8 protein-coding genes are annotated in these 11,866 nt (G+C 50.0%); 3 read left to right on the top strand and 5 right to left on the bottom strand.

All coding sequences use genetic code 11. The features are described from left to right. Nucleotides 1–43 precede the first annotated feature (43 nt). Nucleotides 44–1,030, top strand: coding sequence for a CFI-box-CTERM domain-containing protein (locus ACR9Y8_RS04465; RefSeq protein ID WP_481212032.1), 987 nt, complete (start codon nucleotides 44–46; stop codon nucleotides 1,028–1,030). Here the strand turns inward: ACR9Y8_RS04465 and ACR9Y8_RS04460 are convergent. The 5 genes from ACR9Y8_RS04460 to ACR9Y8_RS04440 all read right to left on the bottom strand — a co-directional run bounded on the left by ACR9Y8_RS04460 (nucleotide 1,011) and on the right by ACR9Y8_RS04440 (nucleotide 8,399). Continuing rightward, nucleotides 1,011–2,474 (bottom strand): MFS transporter, encoded by a 1,464-nt coding sequence (locus ACR9Y8_RS04460; protein ID WP_481212031.1) that lies wholly within the window; start codon nucleotides 2,472–2,474, stop codon nucleotides 1,011–1,013. The two genes, ACR9Y8_RS04465 and ACR9Y8_RS04460, sit on opposite strands and share 20 nt — an antisense overlap. 54 nt (nucleotides 2,475–2,528) lie before the next feature. Continuing rightward, nucleotides 2,529–2,915: a DUF4267 domain-containing protein gene (locus ACR9Y8_RS04455; protein ID WP_481212030.1), complete on the bottom strand. Its 387-nt coding sequence runs from the start codon at nucleotides 2,913–2,915 to the stop codon at nucleotides 2,529–2,531. Between the two features lie 75 nt (nucleotides 2,916–2,990). Continuing rightward, nucleotides 2,991–3,563, bottom strand: a complete 573-nt coding sequence (locus ACR9Y8_RS04450) for a Crp/Fnr family transcriptional regulator (RefSeq protein ID WP_481212029.1) — start codon at nucleotides 3,561–3,563, stop codon at nucleotides 2,991–2,993. Nucleotides 3,564–3,567: 4 nt separating this feature from the next. Continuing rightward, nucleotides 3,568–6,924, bottom strand: coding sequence for a DEAD/DEAH box helicase (locus ACR9Y8_RS04445; RefSeq protein ID WP_481212028.1), 3,357 nt, complete (start codon nucleotides 6,922–6,924; stop codon nucleotides 3,568–3,570). Nucleotides 6,925–6,947: 23 nt separating this feature from the next. Beyond that, complete coding sequence (locus tag ACR9Y8_RS04440; RefSeq protein WP_481212027.1) at nucleotides 6,948–8,399, bottom strand: hypothetical protein; 1,452 nt, start codon at nucleotides 8,397–8,399, stop codon at nucleotides 6,948–6,950. Nucleotides 8,400–8,501: 102 nt separating this feature from the next. Here ACR9Y8_RS04440 and ACR9Y8_RS04435 point away from each other — a divergent pair, with 102 nt between their 5' ends. Continuing rightward, nucleotides 8,502–10,475, top strand: a complete 1,974-nt coding sequence (locus tag ACR9Y8_RS04435) for a phosphatidylinositol-specific phospholipase C domain-containing protein (protein ID WP_481212026.1) — start codon at nucleotides 8,502–8,504, stop codon at nucleotides 10,473–10,475. Between the two features lie 280 nt (nucleotides 10,476–10,755). Then, nucleotides 10,756–11,478 carry a DUF6515 family protein gene (locus tag ACR9Y8_RS04430; protein WP_481212025.1) on the top strand — a complete coding sequence of 241 codons (723 nt, stop codon included), beginning with the start codon at nucleotides 10,756–10,758 and terminating at the stop codon, nucleotides 11,476–11,478. Nucleotides 11,479–11,866: the final 388 nt, after the last annotated feature.

The raw sequence follows: 11,866 nt of genomic DNA, 5'->3' as shown, positions 1-11,866 counted from the left end.
TCATTGTCTGTACCTATTCTGTAACCATTAAATGCACTCCCCCATGATCATGCCTAAAAGAGCCCCGCTGGCTTCCATCGGTAAATTGATCGCGGCTGCTGAATTCCAGGACCTCAGTAAAGGCTTCGCTGCAAAATTTCCGGAAGAAACAGCAGCTGTTTTCCTGCCCAAACAGGCCCTGCGGGACTGCATTGCTACTTATCCCGGCCTCTCGGGCATCAGCTTTCGCTACGGATTGACTAAGACGGCAGACCCGCTCAGCAGGAAGATCATCCTGGCACCCTGTGAGCACACAACAGATGTAAACGGCCTGCCCGACCTGCTGTTTTTCAAAGACGGCTATATCAGCAGCGATCATGTAAAAGTAAGCCTGGATCAGTGCTGGGAGCTTATAGGAAATCATGTGGAGCACACCTATAATGGCAAGCATCATTTCGTGCTGTCAAAAGTACATCGCGGGTATTTCTGGGGAATAAAACGGCTCAAAACCTTGCTGGACCTCGACGAATGTGGCGGTCTCATTTTCCATTTCGGGTATAATACTACGCATCCTAATCTCCTTAAACGTTATCAGAACATACTGGAAGTAGCGGGTGAAGATCAGCAGGGCCGTGGTATCTATATGGAATACGGACAATGCGATCCCCCTTGCAACCCTGATGACCCGGGCGGCGCCAGCATCTGCATCCTCCGGGAACTGGCGGGCCGTTACGCCAAAAAGAACGCAGCACAGCAGCTGGATCTCCTCCGCAATTTCCGCGATGATTATATGCTGGAGCAGCCTGGCGGGCACGCGCTGTATGAAATGTATTACCACCTTTCGCGTCCTGTCTGCCTGGCCATACAATCACATCCTGATCACGAAGAGATCTGGCGCAACCTGTACACGCAGGAACTGCAACAGGCATTGGCATTAATAGCAGAAAAGAAAATGGAACGGGCTTTAGCGCTGTATAAACAGATCATGCAAGCGCTCCTGCATACCTATTTGTTGGAGCGGCCTAAAGTACCTACGAACTTTTCCGCTTGATAATGGCCTTTAATTGTGAATGCCAGCTGAGCAGGTTACCGATAATGAAATAATCTTTCAGGTTATTCTTGATACTACTACGCATTACCCGTACCACAATGTCTTTTTTCACTTCGCCGGTTTCCCTTACCCAACCCAGCAGATCCAGCGCTATTAGGGCCAGCAGTGCGCCCAGCAGGAAGAGGAAATTCCAGTCGTGTAGTGATACCAGGTGCAGCGTTTTCTGAAATTCGGGGCTGCCCCAGGTAGTATCAATACTGAGATGCCGCTGACTGAAATAATCCGCCAGGAAACCGCCGATGAGCGGGGCAATAGATGAAAAGAAAGCAGTGATAATATTCTTAGCGGAGAGATATACCACGGCCTCTTCCCTGGGCGCCAGCTTTAAACCAATATTGGTCAGCGAAAGATTGATGCCCGATGTAGATGCGCCAGTCACAATATGGATGGCTACCAGCAGGATGAGGTTGGCATATAACTGAGAATAAATCCCCACAAAACACCACGCTATGATGCAGGTAATGTATAACGGCGCGGCAATACTGATAATTGTTTTATTGCTGTACCGGTCTGCAAACAAGCCCCATACGCGGATGGTAAGGATGCTGCATAGCTGGCTAACGATCGTGAGACCAATGACGTAGGAAAGCGATAGGCCCATGCCCTTTAACATAAACACGGTAAAGAAAGGGGTGGCAATATTCAGCGCAAACACCCAGGCTGAATTAAATATCAGCAGACTGCGAAAATTACTGTCCTGCAGCGGGCGCTTCAGCAGCTTGAAGATATTATCCCTGGCCATGTACGATTGTGGCTCTGGGGCCAGCGAAAGGATGAACGCCCCAAAAAGCCCGATACATCCTCCGGCAATAAACATGGTAGCATAGGTGGCCAGTTCATACTGCGGGTAACGCTTTTTTATATAGTCTACCAGCAAGGCTACGGCAAAGCTCAGGATCACATTCAGCGTTTGTGTATAGCTGCCTCTCCTTGAAAAATAGGCCCCCATCCGGTTCTCCGGCACCAGGTCCTTGATCCAGGAATTCCAGCTGGGCCCGGCTATAGAACCAAAGAACTGGTAAAAGAACAGAAAGAAGATAATGAGCTGAATAGAGGAAGCATGAGGAGCAAACAGGGCAATAGACCCGATGATCAGCAGGGGCACGCGGGCCAGGATACCACATAAGACGGCAATGGCGCGGCGGTTGTTGAAACGCCGCACCAGCCAGATGGAAAGCAGTTGAAAGAGATTGGTGAAAGTGGGCAGGCCGGCCAGCAAGCCGATCTGGAAATTGTTCGCGCCCAGCAACAGCGCCATAGCCACGAGGAATGCACCACTGGTAAGGGTAGTCATCGCCTCCGCAGCAAGGCCATCCCCGATCACGAGCTTCAGGCCCCTTTCAACTTCTTCTTCAGTCAGTGTTTTTTTCGGTCGTAAGATCATATGCCAGCTTATGGGTTCAGGGCGGCAATGATTATACCAAGAGAGGGTCGTTGGTCATTTATTATGTCGCAAAAAAACGATCCCTAATCCGATGCAAAGAATAATAGCAGAAAGGTGTGGATATATTGCGGCGGTTTCATAATGCGGCTGAGACAGCACAATACTCATATCTACCGTAGGAATAATGCTGCCCAGCAGTAAAGTAATACCCAGCGCGCGCCACTCTTTTAGCAGCAGCAGGGCAATGAGTATGGCGCCTGAGAAAGTATCACGTATCGCTTTGATATAATGGAAAGAAAAATTGCCGCGGGTATCCAGGTGAATGCCAAACGCGGTTTCTGCCGCTTCCGGTACTATAAAAAAGCGCAGGCCGATAAATACCAGTGTCAGGCCGGAGATGAAAGAGAGCCACCAGGCGATAGATTTGAATGCAGTTGTCATTGTACTTGTTTTTTGATGAATAGTACAAAGATCCGGCGCTGTTTTCCTAATTCCGTTCACCTGGGTTAATTAAGCTCAGGACTGTGATAATCTCTTACGTATACGGCTCAGGGAAGGCGGTTTTACGCCCACATAAGAAGAAATGTAATACTGCGGGATACGTTGCTGTAAATCCGGATAGAGCTCCAGGAACTGCAAATAGCGAGTCTCCGGCGGGTCGCTGTACATGGAAGCGATCTTCCGTTTGGCGTATACAAACATAGATTCAGCTACCAGCCTGCCAAATTTATTGCCTTCGGCAATGGTATTGTAAAATACCTGCAGGTCGTCAAATGTGATCACCAGCATGCGGGTATCTTCCAGGCATTGAATGCTTTCTTCTGATACCGAGCTATCCAGGAAACTGGAATAATTGCATACAAATTCTCCTTCCCTGCCAAATTCACCGGTAAGCTCCTGTCCGTCTTTATTGATGAAATACCTCACCAGTCCGGATTGTATAAATCCTACATTCCTACAGACGCTGCCTTCGTGCAAAAAGTATTCGCCTTTTGAAAATTGCTTTTCTTTAAAGAGCCTGGCTACCTGCTGTTGTTCTTCTTCGCTGAGTTTGATAAAGTGTTGGATGGTCTGGATCAGTCTTTCCATGATGTTACTTTGGATGGTTCAATAAAGAGATCAGGTCTGCTTTGCTGAGTGATTTCAGCATGGTGCTGTCTGTCTTTACCAGCTCATTCACCAGCTCCTTTTTAGATGCCTGTAGTTGCTGGATCTTTTCTTCGATGGTGTTCTGGCAAATCAGCCGGACGGCTACTACGTGCTTGTCCTGCCCTATACGGTGGCACCGGTCGATCGCCTGGTTCTCTACCGCCGGGTTCCACCAGGGATCTACAATATATACATAATCGGCAGCGGTGAGATTAAGCCCGGTACCGCCGGCTTTCAGGCTGATGAGGAACACGCGTACCTCGTTGTTCGACTGGAAATCTGTGACTACGCCTTCTCTGTCGCGCGTGCTGCCCGTCAGGTAGGCAAAGGGGATATGTTTGCTGCGCAAAGCTTTTCCCACCAGGTTCAGCATGCTTACAAACTGGGAGAAGATCAGTATTTTATGTTGCTTTGATTTAGTGCTGATCTGTTCGAGCAACACGTCGATCTTCACGGAGGCTTCGCTGTAGGCGCTGCCATCATTCAGGAGCAGCGGTGAATTACAGATCTGCCGTAAGCGGGTAATGCCTTTTAACACGTGCATAGGGTTCTTCTTCAGCTCATCCACCGGGCAGGATTCAATGTATTCCCGCAATTCTTTTTCCCTGGCATCATATATTTTGCGCTGCTCTTCCTGCATTTCGCAATAGATGGTCATCTCTGTTTTGTCGGGTAGTTCTGCTGCTACCTGTTGTTTGGTACGCCGCAGCACAAAAGGATGTATTTTCTTTTGCAGTTCTGCCGCACGCTTGCTGTCTTTGAACTTTTCTATAGGCACCGCAAAGGTGTCCCTGAACCATTGCTTGCTGCCCAGCAAACCGGGGCATGCAAAAGAAAGCTGGCCATAGAGGTCGAAGGTGCTGTTCTCTACCGGTGTGCCGGTAATAACAATGCGGTTACGGGACTGCAACTGGCGAACGGTTCTGTATCGTTGGGAAGAAGGATTCTTGATGTGCTGCGATTCATCCAGGAACACATAATTGAAGGTATATTTTCGCAGAAAAGAGATGTCGGCCAGCAAGGTGCCATAAGAAGAAAGAATGATCTCAAAATCATCGAAATAGCGGGTATCTTTCACCCTGTCGGCGCCATAAAGAGTGAGCATGTTAAGGCCCGGTGCAAACTTCCGCACCTCGTTCTGCCAGTTATGGATCAGGGAAGTAGGTACCACGATCAGGTTCGTATTCTTCGCCCTCTTTTTACGTTGTGAAAGAATGAAGGCGATCACCTGCAAGGATTTGCCCAGGCCCATATCATCTGCCAGGCATCCGCCAAAGTTGAACTCATCCAGGAAATTCAGCCAGTTCAATCCTTCCCGCTGGTAAGGGCGAAGAATGCCTTCCAGTCCGGGCGGCGCTTCCACTTCCTGTATCGATTCAAAGCCTGCAAATCTTGCGTGGTAGACGCTGAGCTCATGCAGTACATCAGGCGAGAGCATGTCCTGGTCATAGCATTCTTCTATAGCGGAATAGTTGATCTTATGCGTGCGCAGCATATCGTCTTCCACTTCGCCCGCCTGGAAAAAGCCAGCCATCTTCTCCAGCCATTCAGCCGGGAGTATGCCCAGGGTGCCATCGTCCAGCTGTACAAAGCGGCTTTTGTTAATCACTGCCCGCTGCAGCTGTTTAATGCTGGCCCTTCTTTTGCCATAGCGGGCATCGATCCTGGTGTTGAACCAGTTAACGCCGCTGGTCACTTCAATGCTTATACGCACTTTGTGCGGGTTCAGCTTGTTGCCTTTGATCTCGTTAAAGCCCAGGACCGTAATATCCTGGTGATGCCACTCGTCAAATGCCTGCAGGAACCATTCTTCCTGCAGGAAGCGTTCTTTATGGAGGTAGAAATACAGTTGTCCATCCTGCAGCTGTTCTTCAAAGTAGGGATGCTGGCGGATAAGCAGGGCGGTGAAGGCGATCTCCGCTGCATCATTGCGTTTCACGGCAAACTCTTTTCCTTTCGCATCTACGCCAAATATCTGCCGTTTGCTGAGCACCGGGATCTCTACCTGCCCGTATCTCATCACCGGGTTGATCATCACGAAATTGCCCAGCTCTGAAAGATAGATGATCCTTTCCGGTGGCCCGTTAAAACCATGCTGTTCCGCCAGGGCAGGAGAGGCGGGCGGCAGGTAGGAATAGTTGATCTGCACCTTGTTCTCCAGGCGGGAGAGAATGTTGCGTTTCAGGGCAGGATAGCCTGTTTCGTGGATGCTTACCGGCCCGGTGTGTTTTTTAAAGAAGTCGATTATATCCAGCAGGTGTAGATCATTTACCAGCAGGAGGGAGCTTTCGCTGAGTATGAAATAGGAATACCGCAGCTGCAGCGTTTGCAAAGGCAGCCTGCTGCCGCCGATGTGCAGATGTCCTTCCAGCTCATAGAAAGGGCCTTGCTGGCTCACGGTAAGGGATATGGGGTCTTTTAAGGTGCTCAGCCTTACAGGCACCAGCGAGGAGACGGAAACGTGCTCTGAAACATCACTGTTATGATAGTAGAAAGCTAATTCCAGGGGATTGGCGATGATGGCCTGCAGGCTCTCAATATCTGCAGCGGAGCGTTTGCCGCCTTCTGCTTGCTGGAAGCGGGTGATGGCAGTAAAGAAGCGGATCTGCCGCGGATCATCTACGCCCCAGATATAATCCATGGGTTGCAGCAGTGTAAGCGGGTGCTTTATTTTTCCGTCTTTGGTAGTGGCAGCCTCATAGAGCGCTATGTTCAGGTGTTTGTAGTATTTGTGTTGCCGGATCACGATGCAGCGAACGGTGTCTGGTGTCCACGAAGCGCCGCGGGGCAGGGTAGGAGCGGCATTGCTGAAAAGCGCCTCCTGCAGCGCGCCAAAACTGTCCCTGGTAATCGGCAATAGTCCCGGCATAGCGGGCCGTATTACGGCTTTTTTATTCACCAGCTCCACCTGGAAATACTGCGAGGGGTCTGGCGCCTTTTCCAGCCCATAATCTGCCGCGGCTTTCCTGATCTTTTCGTTCCGCAGCTTTTCATCAAAGAAGATCCGCAGCTCATCCCGGTTCACGATATTGTATAGCACCTGCGCCTGGTGCTGACAAAGCCGTTCTTCAGGTCCATTACACTGGCAGGAAAGCCGCAGCCGCTGCTCCTGCAGGGCTACCCTTACGGAAGGAAAACCCTCGGGGAAAATAAAAGTGCCTTCATTCACCGTGATGTGCCCGGGCATAATATCCATGAAACCTTTTGCACCGGTATCAATGCCCGCTGCACTGTGTTTGAGAATCATGCTGTTGCTCAGGCCAGGGCCGTCAATACCGTCCAGAACATACTCGTTTGCCAATGGAATGATTTTACCGCGGCAAGTTACATATTGTGGATGTAAGAGAGCATGAAACCTGCTGAAAATCGGTGAGCCACAGTATTTACAGGGTTTCCCAGGAGCAGGTTATTTTCGTTGGGTTGGTCAAAGTTAACATCCTGCGGATAAGCGCCCGTACGCCCATAGGCCAGCAGGAATCCTGTGCGGAAATTGAATTTTTGGCGTTTAAAATTAGCGCCCAGCGCCAGGTGATAATTGTTCCAGTGAGCGGTAAATGCTTCATAGCCGCTCAGGCTTGCGAATTTATGGAGGTCAGCATAGCTCATGTCGCTTCTCACCGAGCAATAGGCTGTGATGCTGGGTTTTAAGAGATAGCTGACGCCTATAGCAAAATTGATGACAGACGTGCGGGCATCGTGCAGGCGGATCAGTGATTCGGTCAACACCCGGTTGTCGCCCGTATCCGGCCGTACAAAGGCTTCATTGCGGGGTGTCAGGATGTTATAGTCCTTTACACCCAGAAAATATTCCGTGGCAAAATAAAGCTGTCCACGGCCATAGTCGTAAGCGTAACCTGCGGCAATGCTCAGGGGCATTTTCCACCTGGCCTTTAGACTTTCCTGCCGGGTGCTGGCCATGAAATCATAAAAGTCTTTAGCAAAGGGATCCTGGATATTGCTGAGCATATAATCGCTCACGATACTACCCCGCCCCCATAGATGCACCAGCGGTGAGGTCACCATGAGCCCAAGGTGATGCCGGCCTGCGGTGTATGCCAGCCCGGCTTTGAACCGGAGGCCTACATTTATATAGTTCGCCAGGTAATAAGCTTCGCTGCTTACGATCGGGAGGGACGAGCTGTCGATGTCGCGGTTAGCCAGGGCCCTGGCATTACTGGTAACGTTATAGCGCTGCTGGTGTACGTCCGCTTCCATGGAAAAGCCGGCAGATAGGCGGGAAGAAAGCCTGAACCCCGTGCCCAGCAGGGCGGAGGTCTCGCTCACCCGGTTCTCAATGATATAATCGCCAACATAATATTCCGTGCCCGGACTGTAACTGTCGTCCAGCACATTAAGCTTCTCATCCCGCCGCTGCGAGCTTTGATAGCGCAATCCCGGTGCATTGATCAGCGCATAGGCGATCACCACCGGCGCTTTCTTACCCAGCGAAATACTACCCGACAACATCTGTGGAACGATACGTACGGACTGTGAGCGCAGGTGCTTTCCAGTACCCGCCCCGTTCCTGATATTGATGGATTCGAGCTGGTAAATATTGGCGCTGATAGTGCTGATGGCGATCTTGTTCTTGTTGGAAAGACTAAGCAAAGCAGGGTTATAGAACAGTACCCCGCTGTCGCGGTTACTCGCGATCACCGATCCCGGTGTGAGAAAAACGCCAGGGCCATAATTGTTTGACCAGTAATGCGCATCCTGCGCGAAGGAGGGCTGCAACAGTAAAAGCAGAGCAGATAGCAACAGTAGAGAGCGCCGCATACAACAAGTATTAAAGGATGTTGATAGTTAACGCATTAGCTATATAAAAGGTTTAAACAATATCACGCGGGCGCTGTTATAAAAAAGATGAGGCAAACCACTATGACCAGATTTCTCTTGTTAGGGGCCCTGTTTTGTTATGCAATTGGCCTGCAGGCACAGAACCTTTCCTTTACCGCGCCCGTTAATTTTCTTCCGCAGGCAGCTACAGATAAAGCAATTGATATTACCAGCTTTCACGGCGGTTATTTTGTGGCATGGAAAGAGAGTGGCGCTACAGGCGCTATCAATGCCTGTTTCCTGGGGCGGCGTCACGATACTGCCTTTGTACAAAACGTGATGAGGATAGAGAATAGCAGCAGCAGCTTTGCCCCGGTGCTGCAGGTATTGAACGACCGGCTCTATCTCTTGTGGATAAGCCCCAACGGCGGCCTGCACTATGTGATCAATAATTCCGATACCAGCTTTAATACGCAGGATGTTTTGGTACAGCAGTTAGACGGCCCCTGGTCGCTGTCTTACGGCCTTACTACCACCGCAGTGCACGGCCAGCTAATGCTCGCGTCTCACGCGGCAGACAGGAGCACGCTGCTGTACGCGCTGCTGGAACCGGATATGAACGGCGTATTCAAGGAAGCCAATGTAGAAGAGATCTACAACATCAAGGCGGCTGATTATCCTTTTATTGTCAGTCTTACGGATACGGACGTACGGCTCTGCTGGCGCGGCTACAAGGAGCAGAATATTTACTACGCAGATTACAATCTCCATGATGCCGCCTGGAAACGCCCGAGCCGCCTGGAAGACGCGGAAACAGGCGCGGCGCCTGCCCTCTATCATGTATGGGACGCCCGTTACCTGTTCTATATCTGGAGAGGGCCCAAAAACGATAACCGCATTTATTACACTACCGCTGCAGACGATGCAGCGCCTGGTGGAAAGAAAGTGCTGCCTGCCTACTTTACCACCAATAACCCGGTGGCAGTGTGTGAGCTGGACAGCAATAACTTTATCATGGCCTATACGGGCGCTGATAACCGCTTCTATCTCAGCTATTTTGCCAGCTATAATCCCGCCTCCTGGATGCAGGACCTCTTCCATCCCAACAGGGCAGATCTCAGCCTGAAAGACATCGTTATCCCCGGTTCGCATGATGCGGGGATGTCGGTGCTCAGTGGTACGGGCGGACAAATGAAAGACGCCATCAACAGCTGTAATACCCTCACGCAGCAGCTGCCCGTTAAATCCCAGCTGCAGGAAGGCATCCGTATGTTCGATCTCCGGATAGGAATGTTCAATAAAGCGTTGTACACCAAGCACGCACAGTCAGACTGCGACGCAGACGCCGTGGGCGCCGGTTATGGGGAAAAGTTCTCAGACGTGCTGGATGGGCTGCGCAGCTTCCTCGATGAAAACAAAATGGAAACGGTGATACTGAATTTCAGTCACTTCTGCGATGCCGACGTTCCCACTGCTTCCATCGCAGATACGCTGATGGCTAAGCTGGGAGAGCATCTCTACAGCCATCCCGCGAAGAAGCTGCGGGACCTCAGGCTGAAAGAGCTGGCGGGTAAGGTGATCGTGGTATTTGAACAGCGCGCCTACCATAACGGAGCCATCGATTCCTGCACCATTGCAGACGCTTCCGGCGCCTTTATCAACTACCGCCGTAAGTATGCCGCCACCAATGACATACAGAAAATGCTGGCCGCTCAGCAGGCTTTTTTTAGCAATATGAAGGACGGGGTTAGGGAGAACGACCTGGTACGGCTGGACTGGCAGCTTACCCAAAGCGGGCAGGAGGCTGCCCTGATCTGCAATGGCTACCGGCCGGATAAGACAGGCGCCCTGGTGAGTGGCGTGATCCTCCTGGCCAATGCCCTGAAAAAGAATGAAACCATCCTGGACCTCTCTGCCAAAGGGAACCGCCTGCTGCCGCCTGCGCTCAGCGAATGGATCGCCAGCGGCATCGTTAATTCCCATAACAAGCCCAATATCCTCTATGTAGACGTAGCCGGAAGCTGGATCACAGATTATTGCATTGACTTGAATAACAGTTCATTATATAAAAAATAACTAAAAGGTTTGAGGTTTGAAGTTTGAGGTTTGAAGTTCGTTACAAGTTAGAAGTTAGGATAAGCATGCCTGCCTGGCTTACTTGCCCTGAACCTCCAACCTCCAACGAACCTCAAACCTCAAACCTCAAACCTCAAACTTCAAACCTCAAACCTCAAACTTCAAACCTCAAACTTTAAAGTTTCTTTAGCTGTTACAACATTAAACCTTCCCTTTCCACCATCATCTAATCTACCAAAAGCAATATTTAACGCCAATCAACAATAAAAACTTTAAAAAGATGAAACGGAGATTATTGATACTGGGTGCGCTTATAGCCTTCATAAGCACATTCTCAGCAGACAGCGTGTTAGCTCAGCGGCGTATCAGCGTAGGCGGGCATTTTTACGGAGGCGGAGCAAGGGTAGCTGTGGGCGCTCATTTCGGCGGCGGCTATTACTATCGTCCATCCGTGGTACACTATTATCCAAGGCCTTATATAAGAGCGTATTATCCATACTATTACCCCATCGGATTCCGTCTGGGTGTGCTGCCATACGGCTTCATTACACTGGGTACGGCCTGGGGCCCTTATTACTACTATGATGGTACCTTTTACCAGCGTTCCAGCGACAATAAGGAGTATGAAGTGGCCGAACCACCGGTAGGTGCAGATGTGCCCAGCCTGCCATCCGGCGCCAGGGAAGTGACGATCGACGGTAATACCTACTACGAGTATAAGGGTACGATCTACCAGGAGGTGATCAAGCAGAATCAGCGCCGCTATGCGATCGTAGGTAAGGACGGACAGCTGAATACAGGCGGGGATAATGATCAGGCCCCTTCGGGTAATACCCCCTCAGATGAGGGTATTATTCAGGAGTTGCCCCAGAACAGCCGTAAGGTAGAGATCAATGGTCAAACCATGTACGTATCGCCGGATGGCATGTATTACCAGGAAGAAAGGGATGGTAACAACAATGTTACCGGTTACAGGATCGTAGGTAAAGAATCAGCTGATTAACAGGCTTGTAACTGTAATGTATATCCGCAAGAGACGCTTTGTCAAATGATAAAGCGTCTCTTGTTTTTTTATGGATAAGTGCCTGATCTATCGCTGATAACTATACGGGAAAGCTTAAAATAACTGTCCCCCAGGAATGGGGGACGGGGCTGATAACTATCCTATGAAAACTTGCTTTCGCAAGCTAATCCTGTTAGTTTTGAGTTATAGAGAGTACGTTTATTTTTTGTTATTGTTTTGTTATTCTTCAATAGAATTTCGTTCAGGGCGTTGCGGTCTTTAATTTTGGTTGTTTTGCAAATTTCAGAAAGTACAGTCAGTCAGTGGAGGTTTTTTTAGAAAAACCCCCTAAAATGAGTATATGTACCCATTTTTGGGAGCTAGTACC

Source organism: Chitinophaga sp. SVR4-12A (assembly GCF_056754765.1).
Note: the sequence above shows the minus strand (reverse complement) of the source record. Positions and strands in the feature narration are given on the sequence as shown.